Below are 22,697 nucleotides of genomic sequence, written 5' to 3'. Positions count from 1 at the left end.
TAGTTCAGGAGAGCCCGGGGATGAGGGAGATGAGGAGGTCGATGACCTTGATGCCGATGAACGGGGCGATCAGACCGCCCACGCCGTACAGGCCGAGGTTGCGCCGGAGCATCTTGTCGGCGCTCGTCGGCCGGTACTGCACGCCCTTGAGGGCGAGCGGCACGAGGGCGATGATGATCAGCGCGTTGAAGATGACGGCGGAGAGGATCGCCGACTCGGGCGAGGCCAGGCCCATGATGTTGAGCTTGTCCAGGCCCGGATAGACCACGGCGAACATCGCGGGGATGATCGCGAAGTACTTGGCGACGTCGTTGGCGATGGAGAACGTCGTCAGCGCGCCGCGCGTGATCAGCAACTGCTTGCCGATTTCGACGATTTCGATGAGCTTGGTGGGGTTGGAGTCCAGGTCCACCATGTTCCCGGCCTCCTTGGCGGCCGAGGTGCCCGTGTTCATCGCGACGCCGACGTCCGCCTGGGCGAGGGCCGGGGCGTCGTTGGTGCCGTCGCCGGTCATCGCGACGAGCTTGCCGCCCGCCTGCTCCCGCTTGATGAGGGCCATCTTGTCCTCGGGCGTCGCCTCCGCGAGGAAGTCGTCGACGCCCGCCTCCTCGGCGATGGCCTTGGCGGTCAGCGGGTTGTCGCCCGTGATCATGACGGTCTTGATGCCCATGCGGCGCAGCTCGTCGAACCGCTCGCGCATGCCTTCCTTGACCACGTCCTTGAGGTGGATGACGCCGAGGACGCGGGCCCCGCGCTCGTCCTTGACGGCCACGAGGAGCGGGGTGCCGCCGGCCTCGGAGATGCGGTTGGCCAGGGTGTCGGCATCATCGGAGACTCGGCCGCCCTGCTCCGTCACCCAGCTGATGACCGAACCGGCGGCGCCCTTGCGGGTCTGCTTGCCGTCCACATCCACACCGGACATGCGGGTCTGCGCGGTGAAGGTGATCCACTCGGCGCCGGTGAGCTCGCCCTGACTGCGCTCGCGCAGCCCGTACTTCTCCTTCGCCAGGACCACGATCGAGCGGCCCTCGGGGGTCTCGTCCGCGAGGGACGACAGCTGGGCGGCGTCGGCCAGCTCGGCGGCCGTCGTGCCCTTGACCGGCACGAACTCGGACGCCTGGCGGTTGCCCAGCGTGATGGTGCCCGTCTTGTCGAGCAGGAGGGTCGACACGTCGCCCGCGGCCTCGACGGCCCGGCCCGACATGGCCAGCACGTTGCGCTGGACCAGGCGGTCCATGCCCGCGATGCCGATGGCGGACAGGAGCGCACCGATCGTGGTCGGGATCAGGCAGACGAGCAGCGCCGTGAGGACGATCATGGACTGCTCGGCGCCCGCGTAGATGGCGAACGGCTGCAGGGTGACGACGGCCAGCAGGAAGACGATGGTCAGCGAGGCGAGCAGGATGTTGAGCGCGATCTCGTTGGGCGTCTTCTGCCTGGCCGCGCCCTCGACGAGCGCGATCATGCGGTCGATGAAGGTCTCGCCCGGCTTGGTCGTGATCTTGACGACGATCCGGTCGGAGAGCACCTTCGTGCCGCCGGTCACGGCCGAGCGGTCGCCGCCCGACTCGCGGATGACCGGGGCGGATTCGCCGGTGATGGCCGACTCGTCGACCGACGCGACGCCCTCGACGACGTCACCGTCGCCGGGGATGATGTCGCCGGCCTCGCAGACCACCAGGTCGCCGATCCGCAGCTCCGTGCCGGGGACCTGCTCCTCCACCGAGCCGTCGATGCGGCGGGCGACCGTGTCGGTCTTGGCCTTGCGGAGCGTGTCGGCCTGGGCCTTGCCGCGGCCCTCTGCGACGGCCTCGGCCAGGTTGGCGAAGATCGTGGTCAGCCACAGCCAGGCGGTGATCGCCCAGCCGAACCAGTCCGTCGGGTCCTTGACCGCCAGGACGGTGGTGACGACCGAGCCGATCAGGACCACGAACATGACGGGGGACTTGATCATGATGCGGGGGTCGAGCTTGCGCACCGCGTCCGGGAAGGACTTCAGCAGTGCCCTGGGATCGAACAACCCCCCGCCGACGCGGCCGGCCGCGGGCTTGTGCGCGGTGGGAATGTCCTCGTGCGGAGCACGGGTAGGAGTGATGGTGCTCATGAGGCGAGCCCTTCAGCGAGCGGACCCAGCGCGAGGGCGGGGAAGTAGGTCAGGCCGGTGATGATGACGATCGTGCCGACGAGCAGGCCGGCGTAGAGCGGCTTGTCGGTGCGCAGCGTGCCCGCGGTCTCGGGAACGGGCTTCTGCTCGGCGAGCGCACCGGCGAGCGCGAGGACGAACACCATGGGCAGGAAGCGGCCCAGCAGCATCGCTATGCCGATGGTCGAGTTGAACCATTGCGTGTCGGCGTTCAGACCCGCGAAGGCTGAGCCGTTGTTGTTGGCGCCCGACGTGTAGGCGTAGAGGATCTCCGAGAAGCCGTGCGCGCCGGAGTTCGTCATCGAGTTGCCCGGCGTGGGCAGGGCCATCGCCGCGGCGGTGAAGCACAGCACCAGGGCCGGGGTGACCAGGATGTAGCAGGCCGCCAGCTTGATCTCGCGGGTGCCGATTTTCTTGCCCAGGTACTCCGGGGTGCGGCCGACCATCAGACCCGCGATGAACACCGCGATGATCGCCATGATCAGCATGCCGTAGAGGCCGGAGCCCACACCGCCGGGCGCGATCTCACCGAGCTGCATGCCCAGCATCGTGATGCCGCCGCCGAAGCCCGTGTACGAGGAGTGGAAGGAGTTGACCGCGCCGGTCGACGTCAGCGTCGTGGCCACGGCGAAGATCGACGAACCGCCGATCCCGAAGCGCGTCTCCTTGCCCTCCATCGCGCCACCCGCGACGTCCGGCACCGGGCCGTGGTGGGCGAACTCGGTCCACATCATCAGGCCGGTGAACGCGATCCAGATGATGCCCATCGTGGCCAGGATCGCGTAGCCCTGGCGCAGGTTGCCGACCATCCGGCCGAAGGTCCGGGTCAGCGCGAACGGGATGACGAGGATGAGGAAGATCTCGAAGAGGTTCGAGAAGGGGGTCGGGTTCTCGAAGGGGTGCGCGGAATTGGCGTTGAAGTAACCGCCGCCGTTCGTGCCCAGCTCCTTGATGACCTCCTGCGAGGCGACCGCCCCGCCGCTCCACTGCTGGGTGCCGCCCATGAACTGGCCGACCTCGTGGATGCCCGCGAAGTTCTGGACGACACCGCAGGCGACCAGGACGACCGCGCCGATCACGGAGATCGGGAGCAGGATGCGGACGGTGCCGCGCACCAGGTCCGACCAGAAGTTGCCGAGTTCACCGGTGCGCGAGCGCGCGAAGCCCCGTACGAGGGCGACCGCGACGGCCATGCCCACGGCGGCGGAGACGAAGTTCTGCACCGCGAGGCCGCCGGTCTGCACGACGTGGCCCATGGCCTGCTCGCCGTAGTACGACTGCCAGTTGGTGTTGGCGACGAAGGACGCGGCGGTGTTGAAGGCCTGGTCCGGGTCGATCGACACGAAGCCGAGCGAACCGGGCAGGCTGCCCTGAAGGCGCTGCATGCCGTAGAGGAACAGGACGCTCACAGCGGAGAAGGCGAGGACGGCGCGCAGGTAGGCGGGCCAGCGCATCTCGGCCGACGGGTTGGCGCCGATGACCTTGTAGATCCACTTCTCCGGCTTGTAGTGCTTCTCGGAGGAGTAGACCCGGGCCATGTAGTCGCCGAGGGGACGGTAGGCCAGCGCGAGCGCGGCGATCAGCGCGAGCAGCTGGAGCACACCAGCGGTTACGGGGCTCATATCTGCTCAGAACCTCTCCGGGTACACAAGGGCGAGGACGAGGTATCCGAGCAGTGAGACGGCCACGACGAGGCCGACAACGTTCTCGACAGTCACAGCTTGGTCACCCCCCGGGCGATGAGAGCCACCAGCGCGAACACCGCGACCGTGGTGACGACGAAGGCCAGATCGGCCATCGCGAGCTCCTGAGTGAAGTGGGAAGAGATGAATCAGCCAGTTGGCCGATGACGAGACAACCGTGTCTTCACCCCGGTGTTAAGACGCCTTGACGGGGTCCATACGGGCGCCGGGGAACCCTTAACGCCGTCCTGACGGGAGGGCTGCCGACGACCGGTCCGGCCCCGGTGGGCAGGCCGGCCATGAGCGGATCAGAGCCGGTGGGGCAGGCCGGCCGTGTCCAGGGCGGCGCCGGCCCGCGCTACCAGCGTGACGGCCACCGAGCGCGCCTCCTCGGGGGCGTGCCGCGCGTGCGACCGGCAGATGGGTGACTGCGTCGTGTGCGGCCGTCGACGGCGCGGCGCCGGGCTCGGCCGAAGCGGCCGGTTCCACTGTGCCTCGTGCCGACCACGGCCCGTACGGCGACGCGGTGTCTGCGAGAACGCCCGGCCCGTCCACGTCACCTGGCCGCTCGGGCCGGTCTGCGGTCCCTGCTACGCCCACCGCCGCACCCATCCGGCTGCGTGCACCTCGTGCGGGCGGCCCGGCACCCTGGTCGGCCGCGCCGAGACTGGAGGCGAGGTGTGCGGGACCTGCTGCGGCATCGGCCCAGTCTTCACCCGCACCGGCTGCGGGAGCATCGAGGAGCCCTACGCGGACGGCCACTGCACCCGGTGCGTCCTCCAGGCCCGCGTGCTGGGCCTGCTATCCGAAGAGTCCGGCCTTCTACACCCGCGCCTGCAGCCGGTGGCCGACTGCGTGGCCGGCGCGGCACGCCCGAAATCGGTGATTCACTGGCTCAACGCCAGCGCCGCCGCCCGCCCTGACCCAGCTCGCCGCCACCCCCGCCGATGTGACGCATGAGCTCTTGTTGCGCGGCGACGGTGGTGAACTCCTTCACGAGCACGATCGGCACCCTCCCCTGCCACGAGGGTCACGAGTACGTCCACACACGGGCCGGTACCCACGGGGGCCCGCGCATGCCTTCCTCACCACCGCACGCACGCCGCAGTGCCTGGACGTCCACCGAGCGTGTCCAGCTGCTTGAGGGCCGCGCTTCGGGCAGAAGCGCAGCACGAAGGACACGAAGGACCTGGATCGAGCCTGGAAGGAGCCGATTCAGATGACGCGCACCCCACCCACCGAGCCCGGAAGGCAACCCAGCGCCCGAGTGGTGGTCGTCGGTGCCACCGGAAACGTCGGCACCAGCGTGGTGGAGGCCCTGACGGGCGACCCGGCCACGGGTTCACGCACGGGCCTGGCCCGCAGGATCCCACGATGGCGACCGCCGAAGACCACCTGGCACGCGGTGGACATCGAGCCCGGCGGCCCGGACCTGGTGGCGTACTTCGAGGGCGCCGCAGCCGTGGTCCACCTCGCCTGGAAGTTCCAGCCGACCCGCCACCCCGCCGAGACATGGCGGACCCAACGTCCTCGGCAGCATCCGCGTCTTCGAAGCGGCCGCAGCAGCCGGTGTACCCGCGCTGGTGTACGCCTCTTCGGTGGGCGCGTTTTCACCCGGACCTGAGGACGACCGCCTGATGGTGGACGAGTCCTGGCCGACGCACGGCTGGCCGCAGGCCTCCTACACCCGCGAGAAGGCGTACGTGGAACGCGTATTGGACTCCTACGAGCAGGCCCACCGGCCATCAGGGTCGTCCGGGTGCGCCCCGCGTTCCTCTTCAAACGGGCTTCCGCATCCGAACGGCGCCGCATCTTCGCCGGCCGGCTGCTTCCGGGCAGGCTCGTACGGCCGGCAGTCGTACCCGTCGCACCCGACCTGGCCGGCCTGCGCTTCCAGGCACCGCACACCGACGACGCCGCGGGCGCCCACCGCGAGGCTGTGCGCCGCCCGGTCCGGGGTTCCTTCAACCTTGCCGCCGGCCCGGTGCTCGACGCCGCCGCGCTGGCCGTGCTGTTGGAGGCACGGCCCCGGCGGGTACCCATCGCGCCCGTGCGCGCCGCGGCGTGGCGGATGCACCTGGTGCCCGCCTCCCCCGACCTGTTCGACGCCGTGCTGCGGATTCCCCTGCTCGACTGTGCACGAGCCAGGTCTGAACTCGCCTGGGAGCCCCGGCATACGGCGCTCGAGGCCGTCGGAGAATTCCTCGACGGCGTGAGGGAGGACGCCGGCCCGGCCACCGCGCCCCTGGCCGCCTGAGGCAACCCGATCGACAGTGGTGCTTTCGATGGGGCACGCCTCGACCCATTGAAGCGAGGTCCCGCTCGGTGCGGTCCACCGCGCGTGTTGCCGCCCGCGAACTCCGTTCGGCGTGTCAGCCGGTCTTCAGGAGGTCGTCGACGGCGTTCTTGGACAGTTCGGCCCTCACCAGGGCGGCTGCCAGCCGCGGCAGGGCTTCGGTGTCCACCAGGCGCGCCAAGCCATCGGGCGAAGACGGGAGGCCGAGCTCGGCGGCGGCTTCGCGGGCACGGTCGTCGAACGACGGGCACAGCTCCGGCCACACGCCTTGGGCTTCGCGGCAGAAGATGTCCGCTCCCACCGGTCCGATCCGCGGGACCTGTTGCAGCAGCTCGCGGATTCGGTCGGCGTCCCCCTCGGCTGCGTCGCGGAGCCGGCGCAGGTCTCCTCGGTAGCGGTCGAGGACGAGTTCCGCGCCGTCGCCCAGCGCGGTGGCCGTGCTCTCGTCGTAGCGGCGGTAGTGGGCGCGGCCGAGTGCGTCCACCCGCTCCTGCCAGGAAGCGTTGGCCATGGCCCTTGGTGTGCGCATTCCGGCGCCGAACAGCTCGCGGGCGGCGGCCACCGCGATGTCGGCCTTGATGCGTACCGAGAAGAGCACGCACAGCGCGAGCAGCTGATACAGGGGCGCGGGTGTGTTCCGCAGCTTGATGCCGGCTTCCTCGGCGTGGGTCTGCCCGTATGCGTCCATCAGCCGTCGTACGGTCGTGCGCTGCTGCTGTGTCATGGCGTCTGGCCTGCCTCGTCACGGATGAGTGCGGTGAGCACGCCGCGGCCATCGCGAGGGAGCGAGGCCGAGGCGGGGCCTGCCCTGGCTTGTCCCTTGAGCAGTCCGTCGACGGTGGCGAGGGTCCAGCGGCGGGCCGTGAGGTCCGGATCGTCGAGGTCGCTCCAGGCCGGCGGGGCCGTGACGGGGGCGCCGGGGCGGGCGCGGACGGCGTAGGGGGCGACGGCTGTCTGCGCGCACCCCCGCATCCCCGTCCACCGCATCCCGACCCGGCCGCGCAGCGGCGTGATGCTGCGGGTCCCCTCCATGTCAACGATCCGTGCACCCGGGCGACAGCCCCGAGCCGTCGCGGACAGCGCGAGCCGCTGGGCGACCTCGAGCGGGTGTCAGTCGGTCGGCTCCTGAGGCTTGGCGTTGCCCGGGCCGGCAGCGGGTTGCTCGCCCTCCTCGCGCGTGCCCTCGTGGCTGCGGCGCCGGGGTCTTTCGGCCGCGGCGTCCGGGAGGTCGGGGGCGGACGGGCCCACGGGCGGAAGGTCGGGAGTGACGGCGTCGCGCTTCTCCGGCACACGATCCGGAAGTTCAGGCTCCGGCGGGGCACTGTGCATGACAGGACTCCTTGGACACGGGCCCGGAGGAGCAGGGCACGACAGCGGGTAGCTACCTGTTGTCCTGCTCTCGTGGCCGGGCTCTGCCAGGTCCGCACTGGGGTGGTCCATGCCCGCAACCACGAAGTCCTGCAGACCCGGTTGTGCCCCGATCGAGAGCGGGTGTCTCCATTACCAGTAGTGCTTGCGTCCGCCGACGGAGTGCCCGACGGCGCCCAGGATCCAGAGGATGACTCCGATGACGACGAGGATGGCGCCGATGGTCCACAGGATGCTGATTCCCGCGACGAAGCCGATGACCAGGAGAATGATGCCGAGGATGATCATGGCCACCTCCGATTTCTGTGACTCTCTTTCCAGCCTAGGCGCGTTTGGCAGTGTCGGCGTGTTGTGCCTGGTAGGTGCCGCGCCGGTTCCGGCGCGCCGTTCGGCACGCAGTGGGAGCAGCGTGCCCGGGTACCGACCGGGACCGGGTTCGAGGCCTCCGGCGGCTTACGGGGCTCGGGCCCGGAGGACGACGCGGATGCCGGGGGGCCACCGTGCCGAGCCCCACCGTCCGGGCATCGGCCGTGAGGAGCAGATCCACCCCGACGACGAGTTGCGGAAGAATTCCGAGGACCGCTGACGTCAGCGTGAACAGGCACCACCCGGGCGGGCAGGGCCCCACCCCAGAGCACCCTCACCGACGAACGGCATGACGGCAGCGGCCGAGGGTTCTGTGAGCGTGCGGCACGATGCATCCGAGCATGGCTTGTTTCACGAGAACGGGCTCTGCACAACGTGGCCGAGCACCACGAGGGCGACGTCCTTCGCGCTGGAGCCGGGCGCTTGCGCCCAGAACCTCTTACGCCGTTCGCACCTGCGCGTATGGAACGCGTGAAGAGTGGCGGGGCGGGCGTATGGAACGCGCCAAGGGTGCTGGTGGCCGGATCGTGCGGCTCCGACGCTGTCCTCACTTTGCCCATTCGGAGGGACCGGCGACATGGCCATTCACGTAGGAAAACCGACCGAAGCCGCTCAGGGGCCGGACCAGGAACAGCCTCCCGACACCCGCGCGGACGGAGCGGGGGACCGGCACCGGCTGACCGCCCTCCAGGGCCTGGCCGCACTGTCGCTCGACGCGATGGCGTCGGTGGCGTACGGACCCGAGTCGATCGTGCTGGTCCTCGCGGCGGCCGGTGCCTACGGGATGGGCTTCACCCTCCCGGTCACCCTCGCCATCGCCGCGCTGCTGGCCGTGCTGGTGGCCTCCTACCGGCAGGTGATCGCGGCGTTCCCTGACGGCGGAGGCTCGTACGCGGTCGCCAAGCGGCATCTGGGCCGGCGTACGAGCCTCGTCGCGGCGGCCTCACTGATCCTCGACTACGTCCTGAACGTCGCCGTGTCCGTCACCGCCGGTGTCGCCGCGCTGACCTCGGCCTTCCCCGGCCTGCACGGCGAGCGCGTGTGGATCTGCCTCGGGGTCCTGGTCCTCGTCACCGCCGTGAACCTGCGCGGGGTCGTGGACTCGGCCAAGGCGTTCCTGGTCCCGACCGCGCTCTTCGTCGGGTCCATCCTGGCGATGATCGCCGTCGGGCTGTTCCGCGACGGCCCGGCCAGTACGGCGTCCGCCGCCGGGCACGCCTCCGCGCTCGGGGAAGGCGCCACCGCAGTGGGTGCGCTCCTGCTGCTGAAGGCCTTCGCGGCCGGCTGCTCCGCGCTGACCGGCGTCGAGGCCGTCGCCAACGCCGTACCGTCCTTCCGGGCGCCGGCCGCCCGCCGCGCCCAGCGCACCGAGGTGGCCCTCGGCGCCCTGCTCGGCGTGATGCTGATCGGGCTGTCGGTGCTGATCGGCCGTTTCCACCTCCAGCCGGTGGAGGGCGTGACCGTCCTCGCCCAGCTCGCGGACGCCTCCTTCGGGCACAACGCGGCCTTCTACATCGTCCAGTTCGCCACCATGGTGCTGCTGGCGCTCGCCGCGAACACCTCCTTCGGCGGGCTGCCGGTGCTGATGAGCCTGCTGGCCCGCGACAACCACCTGCCGCACTTCTTCGCCCTCAAGGCCGACCGCCAGGTCCACCGCCACGGCGTGGTCTGGCTGGCCCTCGTCTCCGCCCTCCTGCTCGGCCTCTCCGGCGGCGACACCAACACCCTCGTCCCGCTCTTCGCCATCGGCGTCTTCGTCGGCTTCACCATCTGCCAGGTCGGCATGGTCCGGCACTGGTACGGCGAACGCCCGCAGGGCTGGCAGGCCAAGGCCGCCCTCAACGCCTTCGGCGCCCTGCTGACGGGCATCTCAGCCGTCGTGGTCACCGCGACCAAGTTCACCGAAGGCGCCTGGCTGATCGTCCTGGCCCTGCCGCTGATCGTCCTCGGCTTCGAGAAGGTCAACCGGGCCTACGCGCAGATCGGCGATCGCCTCGAACTGGGCCGCGTACCGCAGCCCCCGCACCGCGCCCGCTCGCTCGTCGTCGTCCCCGTCTCCGGTCTGTCCCGCCTGACCTGCCAGGCCCTCACCGCCGCCCGCTCGCTGGGCGACGAGGTCCTCGCGGTCACCGTCACCCACCCCGCGGCCGAGGACCGGGCCGCCGCCGAAGCCCTGCGCCGGGACTGGGAGTTGTGGAACCCGGGCGTGGACCTCGTCGAAGTCGCCTCCGAGACGCGCTCCCTGGGCCGCCCGGTCTCCGGCTACGTACGGAAGCTGGCGCAGACCCACCCGGACACCCAGATCACCGTCCTCGTCCCGGAGGCCGAACCCGCACACCTCTGGCAGCGGATCCTCCAGAACCAGCGCGGCTCCGTCGTCGCCCACGCCGTCCGCCGCGACACCGACGCCGTCATCTGCCGCCTCCGCTTCCGACTCGGCGCCCCGACCGGACCCCAGGTCCCTGACGCATCCTTCACGAGGCCTTGACGGGATCAGGTGCACAGCCGTCAGGAAGGTGCAAACAGCTTGCCGGGTAGGGCCGTTGGGTGTGCACGACCCGGTAGGTTTCTGCCCGTTCCACCGCCGGGGACCCCAACGTCACACGACGAGCCGGAGGGGGTCCCACAGGGGACGGGTCCCCGGCGGTGCATCCCCCGTTCCGGCTGCGCCGATCCCACCAGAAGGTCTCTCCATGCTTCCCGCTGCCACCCGGCAGACACCTCCCGTCCCGTCGCCGTCACAGGCACCGTCACAGGCACCGGTCAACCGGCCGCCCAGAAGGCGCCCGGCGCCGCGCCCCCTGCTGGAGTCGATCCGGCCGGCGGCCTCCCTCCGCGAGGCCGTGCGTCAGCTCCGTCCCCGTGAACTCGTCCGCAAGCCAGTGCTGTTCGTGGTAGCGGTGGGTTCCGTACTGACCACCCTCTCGGCGCTCATCCACCCGTCGGTCTTCACCTGGGTGATCAGCGTCCGGCTCTGGCTGACGGTGATCTTCGCGAACTTCGCCGAGGCCGTCGCGGAAGGCCGCGGCCGGGCCCAGGCCGAGTCGCTGTGCAGGGCGCCGCCCGTGGGGGGTCGGGCCGGTGCGACCGCGTGCCGGTCAGCCGTCGCACACCACATGAGCCGTCCGGTCCCGGTTCCCGGCGGGGAACACCGGGGCCGGGCGGCTCGCGTGGTGGGGGCGGCCGGGTGGGCCCGGCTGCCGGAACCCGGTCGGACCTCCCGCCGCGAACCTGCCTTCTCGGACGGCTCCCCTGTGGGGGCGGCCTCCGTCCGGGCCGCCCCCGCGCTTCGTCTTCCATCCTGCGAGGAGGCACACCGGGTGATCGAGCTCGACCCTTCCGGCCTTCCTGCCCTCGCCCGCTGGTTTCCCGTCGGGCAGCCGGGTGTCGCGGCCCTCGCCGAGCACGTCCTGGCCACCGGGAACGGCCGCTGGTGGGCCGACCGGCCCGACGCGCCCCGGGTGGTCGCCGTCTCGTGCGGGAACCGTGCCGTCCTGCGGGGGGACGCGCAGGGGCTCCCCCCGGCAGCGAGTCGTGCCGTCTTCTCCCGGGTCGAGGCCCGGCACTGGATGGTCTACGTCAAGGGGAGCCCCCGCTGCCGGTGCGTGTGCCGCGAGGTGTGGCCGTACGGAGGCTGACGGCCGAGGACGCGCCCGCGCTGGCCGGTGTCGCGCCCGAGGCGTCATGGATCCACGCGACGTGGGGCGGGCCCCACGGGCTCGCGGAGTCGGGGGCCGCGTGGGGCGCCTTTCGGCGCGGGCGTCTGCTCGCGGTGGCGTGTACGTACCTCCTGGGCAGCCGGTACGAGGACGTGGCCGTCCACGCCGAGCCCGGCCACCGCGGTGAGCACCTGGCCCTGGCCTGCGTGGGCGCCCTGTGCGGGGACATCGCGTTCCGGACTCGGCACTCGCCGCTGGGTCAAGCTCGCCCCGTGCCTCAGCCGTTGCTGTGCAGGTGGAAGCCGCGGTCCTCGATCACCGGGAACGTTTCCTCCGCAGCGGCGAGCCACGCATCGATCTCGTCGTGGGAGGACTGGACGGCGCTGATCAGTGCCATGACGGCGTCGAGCTTCTGCCTGCCGACGTTCAGGCGCAGCTCCTCAAGCGAAACTTCCTGGTACGGCATGCACAGCTGCCAGAAGAAGCGCATCAGGTAGCGGCACTCCTGCGGATCCCGGTCATCCGCGAGGCGACTGTGAACGACTGCTTGGACGCACTTCCGCTGGCCATCATCGCGAAAGCCGTCCCTCAGGTCAGTCAAAGTCACGGTCGGACACTACCAACTGCGCGCACGCACCGGCTCTGTGGTGTTCCCGGTGAGGTCGGCGCCGGGCATCGCAGCCGGCCGTGGCGGGGGTGGTGGTGCACAGGCGGCTTGCCACGGTCCGCCGGTGGTGCGGCGGTTCGCTCGCGGGGTGCGGCGTGGCGGGCCGGTCGGCCGACAGCCGGGCGGTGAAGCGGGGCCAGGCGATCAGGACGATGGGGTAGATGGCGTAGCCGATACGGGTGGCCGGGGACAGCGCTATCGCCAGGAGCAGCCCCAGGGCCAGCCTGTCGGCGGCGGCGACGGTGCTCCGCGGCGGGCGGACCAGCAGCGACACCCCCACACCCACCGCGCTCAACGCGATCAGCGCCGTGGTCACCGCCTTGCCGTGAGGAAGCAGCAGAACGATCAGGTGCCCAAGCAGCGGACTCTGGGCGGAGGACGCCGTGGGGCCGAGGCCCAGCGGGTAGAGGACGACATTCTGGTAGAAGGCGCTGGTGTCGACCAGCACCGCGGGCACGATGGCCAGTGCGGCCGGCCCGGCGGCCGCTGCCGTGCACCTGAACGCGGCGCGCTTCCCGCCCCGCACCGCGAGTACGGCGACGATCACCGGGATGGCCGGCCAGGCCGTCCACTTCAGAACGGCGGCTACGCCCACGACCAGGCCCGCGCGCCCGGCACGACCCCGCTGTGTGAAGGCCAGGGCCAGGCAGAGCAGTCCGATGACCGGCGGGTCCACGCCGCCGATGCTCAGGGGCAGTGCGACGACAGGACAGGCGATCAGCCACAGGGCGCCCGTCAGCCCGGCGGTGGCGCCGCGCGCGGTGCCGCTCGACCCCGTGGCGAGGCCCCCGCGCCCGGTCAGCACCCGCACCGCTCCCGCCACGGCCGCGAGGAACCCGACGAGGAACCACACGCGGGCGCCGGCGAACGGGGTGTCTCCGAACAACAGGTGCGGTATCCCGAAGATCGCCATGCCGGGAAGGTAGGGATTGAAGTCCTGTACGGCGTGCGGCGCGGGGTTGTACGGAGTTCCGGTGGAGAACAGCAGGTCGGCCGCCCGTTCCACGACGCCGACCTCCATCTGCGCCCTGCCGATCACCGACAGGTACAGCAGCGGTACGGCCGCCGCACCGGTGACGGCGACCACGGCGGGAGTGCGGGCCCACGGCGTGGACGACCGCGCCGCGACCAGGGCCGCGCAGGCGTATCCCGCCGCGCCGACCAGGCCCCACACCTTCTGCGAGGTGTGGTCGGGAGACGCCAGCCCCACCACGAGTGCCGACACCGCGCACGCCAGCAGTACCAGCCGGTCCCACCTTCGTCCGCCGGCGAAAGGCTTGGCTGCGGACCGGGACCGGGACCGGGGCTCCTGTTTCCGAGCAGCTTGCGACATCAGGCATCAACCTTTGAAGAAGAGGCGAGGACATGAGGGCATGACGAAGTGAGGGTGGGGTGAGGGTGAGGGTTCCGGAGGGGTTCGCATCACGGCTTCGAGAGGCGTGGCAGGGGCCAGCGACAGCGACAGCGACGGTGACTGGCGGGAGCCGGGTTGCGGTGGACCGGCCCGTGACGGGGGTGCGCGTCCCCCGGTGTGGAGGACGCGCACCGCACCGCACGTAAGGGTCGTACTCCGGAGCCGGATACATGCCGCACGGGCCCCGCCTGGACCGGGAGTTCGTACCGGCCGCCGGTGCGCCGGTGCGTGGCGCGCCAGGGCGGGTGGGGACGGCGTGGACCGGCACTCATACGGCGCGGTGCTTACGAGGCAGCGCCTACGAGCCGCAGGGCGGCGGTCAGCCGGTGGTGCTTGCGCCGCGCGGGGTGCCGCCCGTACGGCTCTTCAGCACGCGGTACGAGGCGAAGACCAGTACGGCGACGATGGCGCAGGTGAGGGCCGTCGCCGTGAGCTGGAGGGGCCAGTAGTGGGCGAGGGGGTGGAAGTCGCGGTAGTAGCCGACGGCGTCGAGCTTGTCGTACGCGGCGCGGCAGTCGGGGAAGATGTCGCCGCCGCAGTAGGGGTTCGGCAGTCGGGCGCCGGTGGAGGTGAGGATGCCGTCGTCGACGGCGATCCCCGCGCCCGACGGAGCGTCCTGCGCCCGGCTGCGTACCTGGGTCACGCTGGGCCACAGGTAGGGCAGTGCCGTGTGGACGATGGCGAACACACCGGTCGTGGCGACGACGGAGGTGCCGAGGGCGGGCAGGGAGCGGCGCCAGAGCAGACCGACCAGGACTCCGACGGCGAGGCCCAGGAGGGCCAGGGCGACCGTGAGCGGCCCGCCCGAGTAGAAGGTCGTGAAGTCGGACCAGGACTTCGCGGTGTCTATGCGGCCCTTCCCGGCCGACCAGGCGAGGTGGTGCAGCGCGACCACCAGTGCGGTGCCTGCGACGACGAGGGTGGCCGGGAGGGCGAGTTTGGCGGTGAGCCAGCGCACCGGGGAGACCGACTGGGCCCAGGTGAGTTGAGCGGTGCCGGTCTCCAGTTCCCTGCTGGTCAGGGTGGCCCCGGCCCAGGCCGCTACGAGGAAGGGGAGGGCGAGGACGGCGAAGGTGGTGGCGGAGTAGACCTCCTTGTAGCGGATGATCGCGGGCTGGTCGTAGGCGCACTTCGATGCCCCGGCGCACGCGTTGTACTGCTCCCACGCCGCCGCGGAGGCGTCGGTGAGCGGGCCGCCCAGCCACAGCAGTGCGGCCGAGAGTACGACCACGATGCCGACCCAGACGCGCAGCGCCGGCCGGTGCAGGCGCAGCAGCCACCGGGCCAGACGGGGCGCGGGGGACGGATGCCGGGTGGCCGGGGGAGCGGTGGGGGCAACGGCGGTCATGCGGGCTCCTCCTGGGGCATGGCGGAGGCGGAAGTCGCTTCCTGGGGTGTGGGGGAAGCGGAGGCAGAGGCGGACGCGGGGCCGAGAGTGAGCGGGGGCGCCGCCGGGTTGCGCAGGTGGGCGAGGACCAGCGCCTCCAGGGACAGGTCGTTCGTCTGCCAGCCGACGGGCAGCGGGCCTGCGGGGCGGACGAGGGCGGTGACCTGGCGGCCGGTGATACGGGATTCCACCGTGGTGTGCGGGGCCAGGTCGAAGTCGGCGCCGGTGGCGGCCTCCCGTGCGGGCCCGGTGATCAGGGAGTGCACGGCGAGCAAGTCGTCGATGTCACCCGCCAGACGCACCCGGCCGTCGCCGATCAGCAGCAAGTGGTCGCAGGAATCTTCCAGTTCGGCTATGACGTGCGAGGACATCACGATGGTGGTGCCGTACCGCGCGGCCGTGGCCATGAGCGTGCCCATCAGCTCGTGCCGGGCCAGCGGGTCGAGGTCGGCCACCGGCTCGTCCAGCAGAAGCAGTTCCGGCCGCTTGGCGAGGGCGAGGGCGAGCGCCACGCGGGTGCGCTGGCCGCCGGACAGCGAGCGGACACGGGCGCCGAGGTCCAGGCCACCGCCCGCCGCGACCCGCTCCGCGGTGTCCGCGTCCCAGCTGTCGGGGTTGAGATCGGCGCCCATGCGGAGCGTCTCGGCGACGGTGAGCTGCGGGTACAGCGGCTTGTCCTGGGAGACGAAGCCGATCCGCGGCCGCACGTGGGCCGGGTGCCCGCCGAGCACCGTGATCGAGCCCTCGCCGGGGGCGATCAGCCCCGCCGCCAGGGCGAGCAGCGTCGACTTGCCCGCGCCGTTGGGCCCCACGAGCGCACTGACACGTCCGGCCGGCAGCTGAAACGTGCAGTCACGCAGGGCCCACCCGCCGCGCCGCGGGAACGCCTTCCCCAGCCCGGTTGCCTCGATGGCACTGCTCGTCATCGGTGATCCTGTTCCTTCTCGGTGGTATCGAAGTGCTCGTCCAGCACGGCAGCGAAGAGTGCCGCCACGTCATCCCGCTCCAGGCCGGCGGTCCGGGCGCGCGACGCCCACTCGGACAGCTCGCCCCGCAGCGGTGAGTCACTCGGTGTGGCACCGAGCGACCTGCGCACGAAGGTGCCGAGGCCTCGCCGGGCCTCGACCAGGCCCTCGCGTTCCAGTTCTCGGTAGGCCTTGAGCACAGTGTTCGGGTTGACTGCCGTGGCCTCCACGACCTCTCGGGCAGCCGGAAGCTTGTCGCCCGGCTCCAGCAGGCCCAGGCGCAAGGCCTGCTTGGTCTGCTGGACGATCTGCACGTAGGTGGCAACCCCGCTGCGCCGGTCGATCCGGTATTCGATCATCCCGGCAAACACCCTTTCACTATTTGAGTAGTGAATAGTGGATCGAGGGGGGTGCGGATGTCAAGGAGAGCGCCGTCCACCCCGTGCATACGACCCATGCACACGACCCATGCAGGCGTCCTCGGCAGGACGAACGAATTTGCTTCCTTCCGCGACCCGTAGGACGCTCAGCAGCAGCCGGACCGCCCGTAGCCCTCGCCGCAAGGGCCGCGGCTTGCCTCGCAAAGCCGCGCCGAGCCCGGTACGGGGCGGGGGGCCGCCGACGCCATGGGCCGCCGGCGCCGTGGCCCCGGTCGTGACCCGTTGGAGGAGCACATGGAAAACGCTGAGCCCCAGCGGCGATCGCACCCCGATGCGGGAGGGCCGGGGGAGGGCACGGACGGTCTGCGCGAGCGCGGGTTCGTCCGCTACGGCGCTGAGCAGCTCGGTATCCCGGCCGGGTCCGCCGCGGACGACTTGGCCAGGATCAAGGAGGTCTTCGCGGCTCTGCCGCCCGACCCGTACGCTCCGGGAACGAACCGGTTCCGCCGGTACTCCCATGCCGTGTACCTGCCGTGGAAGGACGAACTGTCCTGGATCCCCGGAACCCCCGACCCCGTGCACGGTACGGTCACCGACTTCTCCCAGGGCGACGGAGACCCCGAGCACCCGCGGACGCGGCGCGTGCTGCCCGACATCCCCGGGGAACTGTGCGGCAACGCCCTGCTGTTGCGACTCCTGCGCTGGGACATCGAGCAGGTCCTGTCCATGAGGGACCTGGGGAGACGGCCGCTGTGGGCCGGAGTCCACCTGATCAGACTCGGCGTCGACCGTCCCGGCCAGCTCGCCGTTTCCTCCCCGAACTGCTTGCACCAGGACGGAGGCTCGGCCAGCACGTTCACCTTCGCCCACCTGATCAGCCGTACCAACGTCACCGGCGGGCAGAACGTCATCGCGACACCGGGCAGCGCAGGCCTCCAGCCCGAGGACCCGTGGGCGGACATCCACGCCGACTTCACCCTCACCGACCCACTGGATGGCTACGCCGTCCACGACCACAGGGTCAGCCACTACGTCGGCCCGGTCCGCGCGGGCTCCGAGCCAGGTCCGGGCGAACGGTCCATCGTCATCGTCGGCCTCGCCCCGTACGTCCCCCAGCTGTGACACCGGCACCCGCCGAGCCCGCCGCCCGCGCGCCCAACGCCCGTACGGCACAACGGTCGTCGGGATACCGCCCGCCGATTTCTTGATCATTCCGGGCAACCGATCAGGCCCCCCGTCGGTCGTACAGGAGTCGGGCGTACTCGAACGTCCGACCCATGCGACACGAGGGGGACCATCTTGATGCGGTTGAACCGCACGCACAGCACTGCAGCGCAGCGGATCGGAGCGGCTCTGGCCGTGGGAACGGTGGTGTTGGGCGCCGCGACCAGTGCCCAGGCCGCGCCGGTGCCGAGCCCGGTGGCGCCGGCCACCGAGGTCGGCAAGCAGGGCCCGAACCAGCCCGAGGGCGACCCGGACCCGTTCGGCGGACTCGTCACCTCCGAGGAGCTCCTCGACACCACGGTCGAGAACGGCCAGAAGCAGAGCCTCCGGCTGGGCTTCAAAGTCACCGGCGACAAGCCCGTCCAGGGGGCGGAGCTGGGCGTCCACCTGCCGCCGGGCCTGGAACTGAATGCTCAGGAACGGCCGTCGAACTGCGAACACTTCAAGGTCGACCCGGTGCGGGAGTACCGTGACGAGTACCTGTTCTGCAGTTTCACCGGCACCTTCGAGCCGGGTAAGTACTACCGCCTCGACACGGGGCTGAACATCACCGCGACCCCGGAGCTCTGGCGGGACCTCTTCTACGTCACCTGGACCCCGGGCGGCAAGCCGGTCTACAAGCCGCAGCAGGGCGGGGTCAAGGGAACCGCCGCCGCTGTCAAGGTCATACCGTCCGAGGCGTTCAAGGAGTGGCGCTTCTGGGGTCGCGAGGTGCCGGTCGGAAACCCGGCGAACCAGGTCGACTTCACCGTGGACGGGGCGACCGGCAGCGGCCCGGCCGGCGGCCAGGTGCTGCTCAACCCGGGCTGGCAGATCAAGGGCACCGCTTCGGTCGCCACCACGGCCCTCGACGACACCGTGGTGGAAGCAGAGTTCGTGCTGCCGCCCGGCATCAGCTTCGTCGGTGGCCGCCCGGGCCCGGAGGGCCGCCGGGTGTTCGGCGGGACCGGCCGCTCGGTCAAGGGAACCTTCAAGATCGAGCCGTGGGTCAAGCCGGGCACCTACCACGGCGAGTACCGGTACAAGACCGACCGAGGTCCCGGCCGTCTCAACATCGCCGACATCGACCGTGACCTCGGCAACAACTCGGCCGGGCTCACCATCACCGTGACGCCGGCCGACGGGGCGCAGCCCGGCCCGTCGACGTCCGCCACGGCCTCGGCCTCCCCGAGCCCGTCCGCCTCGACCGCGCCCTCGGCCTCCGCCTCCGCGAGCACCGCCCCGGGCACCGGCAACACCCCGGCCCCGAACGGCGGTACCGGCGGCAACCTGGCCAACACCGGATCCGCCGCGCTGGCCGCGGGCGGACTCGCCGCCGCGGCCGTGACGCTCGGCGGAGCCCTGTACGCCATGGCCCGGCGGCGCCGTTCGGCGTAACGGCACACGCCGTACACGGCCCACACGCCGTGCACGGCGCCACGCCCGCGAGGGACGCCGGCGAGTCCCGTGCGGGGGCACTTCAACGCCCCCGCACGGGACGACTCGACACCGCTCACCGGTCCGGGGCCACGGCGGCAGCCGGTCGTTCCGCCGCTGGCTCGATCCGCTGGACGGCCCCTAGAGCAGGGAGAGTTCCCGCATCGCATCGCGCTCGATACGCGCGAGTTCACGAAGGACGGAGCCGGCCTCCACGAGATGGTTCGCGTCGCCGGATTCGCCTGCCGTCGCGATGAGCGCGGCCACCTGTGTCCAGAGGGCGGCGGCCTCGGCATACAGGCTGTGACCCGTGCGCAGGTGCCTGCTGTCGATGAGCTGGGCGCACTCGGCGAGGAAGTCCCGGTAGAGATTGCGGAACAGGGCGCCGCCGGTGCCGGCCCTCTCCATGAGGACGGCGGCCTGCGCCAGGTCCTGGCGCGGGTTGTCGCTGCGCTGAAGCCATTTCGGCACGTGCGCCGCGGTCTTCTCGATGCCGCGGTGGCCCAGGTTCGCGATGGGCGGGTGCAAGAAGGCGTCGGCGCAGGCCTTGATCGCGGGGATGATCCGGTCGTGCGGTGGCGTCAGGCCGATGGGTGCCGTGATGGTGAAGGAGCGGTTCTTGGCGGTCATGGGGCCGCGCTCGGCCCTGGCTCTGGCCAGGCTGGCGAGACTGGTCGAGACGGCTCCCCCCTGTGGGGCGGTGTCCACGAGGTGGGCGTCCTGCTCGTCGTAGCCGTACATGGCCACGACGTGCCCGCCGAAATGGACCTTGGTGCTGAAGTAGTCCAGGTGGTAGCTGTCGAGCTGAAGGCCGACCGGCCGACCGGCATCGATGGGCGCCGCCACGTTCTGCCACGCCTTGCGCGGGGAGGTGGTCTCCGCGACCAGAAGCTCGAGTCCGAGTACGCCGGTCAGGTTCTTGGTGAGCTCGAACGGCTTGACCCGGCCTCCCAGGAAGGGAAAGCCCATGCTTTTGCTGTCCCAGTAGATGAAGGACAACCCGGAGCCGAGCCCGAACAGCATGGGCTCGGACAGGTCGAGTCCCTCGTGCCGCAGCAGCACGCCCAGCGCCGTCGTCTCACAGTGCTGCATACCGCGGACATCAGTGTCCTTCACCATGGCCATGCCGTGCATTCTCCTCTTCACCGGAGACGACACGCAGGCAGTCGTGTCGGATCCCCGCCTGCCGAGCGGCCCGACCGGAGGATTCCGATGGGGCGGAGACCGTTGATCGACTGAAACGCCCACTGCTGGTTGGTCTGTCCGGAGCCGAGGCAGGACCACTGGAAGACGTTGACGCCGTCGCCGGTGGCGCCGGTACCGCCCTCGACGTCCAGGCACTTGCCGCTGTGCACGGCCCGGATGAAGTAGGGCCCGTACGTGACCTGCGCCCTGTTCTTGTCCACATCGTCGAAGGTGGTGAGCGGCCTCAGGCCCGGGGCCGGTACGCCCGCGGCGCCGGCCGTCGGTGCGAGCAGGAGACCGCTGAACAGCACAGCCGCCACAGCGGCTGACGCGCGTCGAAAGAACGTCATCTCGATCCCTACCGTGGCTGGCGGTGGAACGGGTTTGCCCGATCGCGCCCGGATGGTGGGCAACCGTCCGCCCCAGGGTCAACAGCGCCTCCCGGTGCGCTGGCCGGATCACCGCCCGCCCCCTTTTGCCCGTCACCTTCCGCTTGGTGCCCCGGCCGACGAAGGCGGGTCAGGGGGAGCGGAGCCCGCTCACGCAGCCGGCGATGAACGCCTTCTTCTCGGGGCCCTCGTCGTAGTCGGTCCGGGCGGCGAATTCGCACAGGACTTCAGCCCTGGCCTCGCCGACGTTCGGCCAGGCACCCTCCTCGTGGAGCAGGACCCCGGACTCCCGTCCGTCCCGGTACTCGGCCGTTTCCTCCGGCTGAGTGTGAGTGCTGGAGGAGCAGTTCACCAGGGCCGCGGCCAGTGCGGCCAGGACCCCGGCGCGCGCCAGGCAGCGTGCTGCGCCTGTGTCCCGTTGGTTCCACGACACGATTCCCCCACCCCACGAACTCTTTGAGTTTTCGCAGGTCAAGCTACAGGCCGCAGGGCCTGGGGCTGTCGGCGCCGGTTGGGGCGGTGGTGCCGGCCCGCCCGGACGGCGGGGCGTGCGGCCCGGCCGGGGTCAGCCGCCACCCTGGAAGGCCCACAGCACGATCGCCACCGTGTACAGCACGAAGGTGGCCAGGTGTGCGTAGACCAGGGAGATCAAGGCGCCGACCCCGCCCAGGACCAGGCCGCGGGTTCTCGTGTCCCGGTGGGCCGAAGGCCGCCAGGAAGCCGCCACCAGGGCCAGCGGAACGAGGTACGGCAGGGCCAGCCACGACGGGGCGTGGATGAGCGGGGAGGAGTGGTAGCCCCACGCACCGCCCAGCATCGCCGCCAGGGTGAACAGGGCCGGGGCCAGCCACCACGGCGAGTCCAGAGGGCGCTCGGCCGGAGGTACCAGGGCAGGAGTCTCTTTCACACCCCCATTGCACCGCCCGCCCCGCGGTCTCGGCATGGGGTCACGTACTCAGTTCGCCCGGTCCGCGTACCCAGCGGCCACTTGAGGGCGGCGCCGTGTACCCGACGAAACCAGCTGCTGCCAGAAGAGCGCGGCGTCGTGGAAGACGTGGACCGGTCCCGACGGGGTGTCGTGATGTGGCGTGCAGCGCCTGCGCCACTGGATGCGAGGCCCGGCGGCGTCAGGGGCGCGTCATGAAGTCCGGGGGCCGCGTCAGAAAGGCATCAGCATTCCGCCGCAGGTGCCGCCCCGGCCCTTTCATGGAGTCGGAGTCGGAGTCGGAGTCGTAGGAACCCTGGGGCTCGGGAGAGAGGAATGCGGCCGTGCGCAGAGTCGTGGTCGGTGTGAGCGGAACTCCGGGAAGCCTGTCCGCGCTGCACCGGGCTGCCGCGGAAGCGCGGGTGCGGGGCGCCGAGTTGTGGGCCGTCATGGCCTGGCAGGCTCCCGGAGGTGAGCTCGGAAGCCGCAGCTCCTGCAACGTCACGGCCCTGACGGACTGCCGGGCCGCGGCCGTGGAACGGCTGCGCGAGGTACTCGACGGCGCGTTCGGCGCTGCGGGACCCGGCGTCACCCTGGCGGGCCTCACCGTACGGGCGACACCCGGCGCAGCCCTCGTGGACACCGCGCGCCGCTCCGAAGACCTCCTGGTGGTGGGCACCGGCTCCCGCACCCCGCTCCGCCGCCTCGTCCGCCCCTCGGTGGCGCGCTACTGCCTCGCGCACGCCGCCTGCCCGGTCCTGACCGTTCCGCCGTCCCCGCTCCAGGCCGAGCTGGAGGCGGTACACCGCCGCAACTTCTGGCGGCTTCCGCTGGATGCGCGGGAACTGACGCCATGAGCTGCGGACTTCACGGCCGACTCGGCGCCTTGACCTGCGACGTATGCGTTGGTCGGCGCCGGATCGGCATCAGGCTGCGGGCGGACCCACCGCGGATGGTCCGAAGAGGCCGTCGACGGGAACCGTCCACACCGCGGAGGGGTCGAATGGTGCGCCCGGCATCCCTGACGGACCTCCGCGTAGGCGCGGTGGCCCATGCCCTCGGCCCCTACGAGTGGCGAGGGCTCACCCCCCACATGGTCAGCCGCCGCGCGCTCGCCGCGAGGGACGCCCCCGGGACGACGGACCCGGTTCCGGTGTCCCGCCACGACGCGCGGATCGAGCTGCGCCGGGTGTCGGACGGGGACGGCTGAGACGCGGTGTCCGGGCCGGCG

22 protein-coding genes and 1 pseudogene are annotated in these 22,697 nt (G+C 71.2%); 7 read left to right on the top strand and 16 right to left on the bottom strand.

All coding sequences use genetic code 11. The annotated features are described in order from the left end of the window. Positions 1-4: 4 nt before the first annotated feature. The 3 genes from kdpB to kdpF are packed head-to-tail and all read right to left on the bottom strand — an operon-like array spanning position 5 to position 3,861. Complete coding sequence (gene kdpB / locus B6R96_RS04710) at positions 5-2,104, bottom strand: potassium-transporting ATPase subunit KdpB (RefSeq protein ID WP_081521694.1); 2,100 nt, start codon at positions 2,102-2,104, stop codon at positions 5-7. Continuing rightward, positions 2,101-3,765, bottom strand: a complete 1,665-nt coding sequence (kdpA, locus tag B6R96_RS04705) for a potassium-transporting ATPase subunit KdpA (RefSeq protein WP_081521693.1) — start codon at positions 3,763-3,765, stop codon at positions 2,101-2,103. The genes kdpB and kdpA overlap by 4 nt, the downstream gene beginning before the upstream one ends. A 6-nt stretch (positions 3,766-3,771) precedes the next feature. Next, positions 3,772-3,861, bottom strand: coding sequence for a K(+)-transporting ATPase subunit F (gene kdpF / locus B6R96_RS04700; RefSeq protein ID WP_037860493.1), 90 nt, complete (start codon positions 3,859-3,861; stop codon positions 3,772-3,774). Between the two features lie 1,183 nt (positions 3,862-5,044). Here kdpF and B6R96_RS04695 point away from each other — a divergent pair. After that, positions 5,045-6,082 (top strand): annotated as a pseudogene (locus B6R96_RS04695) (NAD-dependent epimerase/dehydratase family protein). Between the two features lie 115 nt (positions 6,083-6,197). Here B6R96_RS04695 and B6R96_RS04690 read toward each other — a convergent pair. From B6R96_RS04690 to B6R96_RS37175, 4 genes are all read right to left on the bottom strand, one after another. Beyond that, a complete protein-coding gene (locus B6R96_RS04690; protein WP_081521692.1) occupies positions 6,198-6,845 on the bottom strand; it encodes an endonuclease in 648 nt (215 codons plus the stop codon). Beyond that, complete coding sequence (gene ligD / locus B6R96_RS04685; protein ID WP_081521691.1) at positions 6,842-7,153, bottom strand: non-homologous end-joining DNA ligase LigD; 312 nt, start codon at positions 7,151-7,153, stop codon at positions 6,842-6,844. Before ligD ends, B6R96_RS04690 begins: the two co-directional genes overlap by 4 nt. A 78-nt stretch (positions 7,154-7,231) precedes the next feature. Further along, entirely contained in the window at positions 7,232-7,450 is a 219-nt protein-coding gene (locus B6R96_RS04680; RefSeq protein ID WP_159396281.1) for a hypothetical protein, read from the bottom strand. Between the two features lie 171 nt (positions 7,451-7,621). Next, on the bottom strand, positions 7,622-7,777 hold the full coding sequence (locus tag B6R96_RS37175; protein WP_237291637.1) for a DUF6131 family protein: 156 nt from the start codon (positions 7,775-7,777) through the stop codon (positions 7,622-7,624). A gap of 655 nt (positions 7,778-8,432) precedes the next feature. Here B6R96_RS37175 and B6R96_RS04675 point away from each other — a divergent pair. Both B6R96_RS04675 and B6R96_RS38945 read left to right on the top strand, forming a co-directional pair. Further along, entirely contained in the window at positions 8,433-10,343 is a 1,911-nt protein-coding gene (locus tag B6R96_RS04675; RefSeq protein ID WP_081521689.1) for an APC family permease, read from the top strand. Between the two features lie 355 nt (positions 10,344-10,698). Next, a complete protein-coding gene (locus B6R96_RS38945) occupies positions 10,699-11,493 on the top strand; it encodes a hypothetical protein (protein ID WP_443069882.1) in 795 nt (264 codons plus the stop codon). A gap of 298 nt (positions 11,494-11,791) precedes the next feature. Here the strand turns inward: B6R96_RS38945 and B6R96_RS04665 are convergent, their stop codons facing one another. The 5 genes from B6R96_RS04665 to B6R96_RS04645 form a co-directional block, all read right to left on the bottom strand. Then, positions 11,792-12,004 (bottom strand): hypothetical protein, encoded by a 213-nt coding sequence (locus tag B6R96_RS04665; protein WP_081521688.1) that lies wholly within the window; start codon positions 12,002-12,004, stop codon positions 11,792-11,794. Positions 12,005-12,107: 103 nt separating this feature from the next. Further along, positions 12,108-13,406 carry a glycosyltransferase family 87 protein gene (locus tag B6R96_RS04660; protein WP_237291321.1) on the bottom strand — a complete coding sequence of 433 codons (1,299 nt, stop codon included), beginning with the start codon at positions 13,404-13,406 and terminating at the stop codon, positions 12,108-12,110. Positions 13,407-13,914: 508 nt separating this feature from the next. Further along, complete coding sequence (locus B6R96_RS04655) at positions 13,915-14,943, bottom strand: ABC transporter permease (RefSeq protein ID WP_081521686.1); 1,029 nt, start codon at positions 14,941-14,943, stop codon at positions 13,915-13,917. Continuing rightward, positions 14,940-15,908 carry an ABC transporter ATP-binding protein gene (locus B6R96_RS04650; RefSeq protein WP_081521685.1) on the bottom strand — a complete coding sequence of 323 codons (969 nt, stop codon included), beginning with the start codon at positions 15,906-15,908 and terminating at the stop codon, positions 14,940-14,942. Before B6R96_RS04650 ends, B6R96_RS04655 begins: the two co-directional genes overlap by 4 nt. Continuing rightward, positions 15,905-16,306 carry a GntR family transcriptional regulator gene (locus tag B6R96_RS04645; RefSeq protein WP_030387420.1) on the bottom strand — a complete coding sequence of 134 codons (402 nt, stop codon included), beginning with the start codon at positions 16,304-16,306 and terminating at the stop codon, positions 15,905-15,907. Before B6R96_RS04645 ends, B6R96_RS04650 begins: the two co-directional genes overlap by 4 nt. Positions 16,307-16,621: 315 nt before the next feature. Here B6R96_RS04645 and B6R96_RS04640 point away from each other — a divergent pair, with 315 nt between their 5' ends. Both B6R96_RS04640 and B6R96_RS04635 read left to right on the top strand, forming a co-directional pair. Continuing rightward, positions 16,622-17,449: a 2OG-Fe dioxygenase family protein gene (locus B6R96_RS04640; protein WP_159396279.1), complete on the top strand. Its 828-nt coding sequence runs from the start codon at positions 16,622-16,624 to the stop codon at positions 17,447-17,449. Between the two features lie 186 nt (positions 17,450-17,635). Next, a complete protein-coding gene (locus tag B6R96_RS04635; RefSeq protein WP_159396278.1) occupies positions 17,636-18,928 on the top strand; it encodes a hypothetical protein in 1,293 nt (430 codons plus the stop codon). 180 nt (positions 18,929-19,108) lie between these two features. Here the strand turns inward: B6R96_RS04635 and B6R96_RS04630 are convergent, their stop codons facing one another. The 4 genes from B6R96_RS04630 to B6R96_RS04615 all read right to left on the bottom strand — a co-directional run bounded on the left by B6R96_RS04630 (position 19,109) and on the right by B6R96_RS04615 (position 21,448). Continuing rightward, positions 19,109-20,092: a BtrH N-terminal domain-containing protein gene (locus B6R96_RS04630; protein ID WP_081521682.1), complete on the bottom strand. Its 984-nt coding sequence runs from the start codon at positions 20,090-20,092 to the stop codon at positions 19,109-19,111. Between the two features lie 17 nt (positions 20,093-20,109). Further along, positions 20,110-20,502: an RICIN domain-containing protein gene (locus tag B6R96_RS04625; protein WP_081521681.1), complete on the bottom strand. Its 393-nt coding sequence runs from the start codon at positions 20,500-20,502 to the stop codon at positions 20,110-20,112. 169 nt (positions 20,503-20,671) lie between these two features. After that, positions 20,672-20,974, bottom strand: a complete 303-nt coding sequence (locus B6R96_RS04620; RefSeq protein ID WP_081521680.1) for a hypothetical protein — start codon at positions 20,972-20,974, stop codon at positions 20,672-20,674. 132 nt (positions 20,975-21,106) lie between these two features. Then, the gene (locus B6R96_RS04615) at positions 21,107-21,448 is read right to left on the bottom strand and encodes a hypothetical protein (protein ID WP_081521679.1); all 342 of its coding nucleotides are present in this window, start codon (positions 21,446-21,448) and stop codon (positions 21,107-21,109) included. A 362-nt stretch (positions 21,449-21,810) separates the two neighbouring features. On the opposite strand from B6R96_RS04615, the gene B6R96_RS04610 reads away from it, so the two are divergent. Together B6R96_RS04610 and B6R96_RS04605 are read left to right on the top strand one after the other, a co-directional pair. Next, on the top strand, positions 21,811-22,323 hold the full coding sequence (locus B6R96_RS04610) for a universal stress protein (RefSeq protein ID WP_237291320.1): 513 nt from the start codon (positions 21,811-21,813) through the stop codon (positions 22,321-22,323). Positions 22,324-22,469: 146 nt separating this feature from the next. Beyond that, positions 22,470-22,676 carry a hypothetical protein gene (locus B6R96_RS04605; protein WP_081521677.1) on the top strand — a complete coding sequence of 69 codons (207 nt, stop codon included), beginning with the start codon at positions 22,470-22,472 and terminating at the stop codon, positions 22,674-22,676. The last annotated feature ends 21 nt before the right edge of the window (positions 22,677-22,697 follow it).

The sequence above is a fragment of the Streptomyces sp. Sge12 genome, from assembly GCF_002080455.1.
Taxonomy (GTDB): Bacteria; Actinomycetota; Actinomycetes; order Streptomycetales; family Streptomycetaceae; genus Streptomyces.
Note: the sequence above shows the minus strand (reverse complement) of the source record. Positions and strands in the feature narration are given on the sequence as shown.

Coding starts and splice junctions, on each gene's coding strand:
- kdpB (WP_081521694.1), bottom strand. CDS start 2,104: ATGAGCACCATCACTCCTACCCGTGCTCCGCACGAGGACATTCCCACC.
- kdpA (WP_081521693.1), bottom strand. CDS start 3,765: ATGAGCCCCGTAACCGCTGGTGTGCTCCAGCTGCTCGCGCTGATCGCC.
- B6R96_RS04690 (WP_081521692.1), bottom strand. CDS start 6,845: ATGACACAGCAGCAGCGCACGACCGTACGACGGCTGATGGACGCATAC.
- ligD (WP_081521691.1), bottom strand. CDS start 7,153: ATGGAGGGGACCCGCAGCATCACGCCGCTGCGCGGCCGGGTCGGGATG.
- B6R96_RS04680 (WP_159396281.1), bottom strand. CDS start 7,450: ATGCACAGTGCCCCGCCGGAGCCTGAACTTCCGGATCGTGTGCCGGAG.
- B6R96_RS37175 (WP_237291637.1), bottom strand. CDS start 7,777: ATGATCATCCTCGGCATCATTCTCCTGGTCATCGGCTTCGTCGCGGGA.
- B6R96_RS04675 (WP_081521689.1), top strand. CDS start 8,433: ATGGCCATTCACGTAGGAAAACCGACCGAAGCCGCTCAGGGGCCGGAC.
- B6R96_RS04665 (WP_081521688.1), bottom strand. CDS start 12,004: ATGCGCTTCTTCTGGCAGCTGTGCATGCCGTACCAGGAAGTTTCGCTT.
- B6R96_RS04655 (WP_081521686.1), bottom strand. CDS start 14,943: ATGACCGCCGTTGCCCCCACCGCTCCCCCGGCCACCCGGCATCCGTCC.
- B6R96_RS04650 (WP_081521685.1), bottom strand. CDS start 15,908: ATGACGAGCAGTGCCATCGAGGCAACCGGGCTGGGGAAGGCGTTCCCG.
- B6R96_RS04645 (WP_030387420.1), bottom strand. CDS start 16,306: ATGATCGAATACCGGATCGACCGGCGCAGCGGGGTTGCCACCTACGTG.
- B6R96_RS04640 (WP_159396279.1), top strand. CDS start 16,622: ATGGAAAACGCTGAGCCCCAGCGGCGATCGCACCCCGATGCGGGAGGG.
- B6R96_RS04630 (WP_081521682.1), bottom strand. CDS start 20,092: ATGGCCATGGTGAAGGACACTGATGTCCGCGGTATGCAGCACTGTGAG.
- B6R96_RS04625 (WP_081521681.1), bottom strand. CDS start 20,502: ATGACGTTCTTTCGACGCGCGTCAGCCGCTGTGGCGGCTGTGCTGTTC.
- B6R96_RS04605 (WP_081521677.1), top strand. CDS start 22,470: ATGGTGCGCCCGGCATCCCTGACGGACCTCCGCGTAGGCGCGGTGGCC.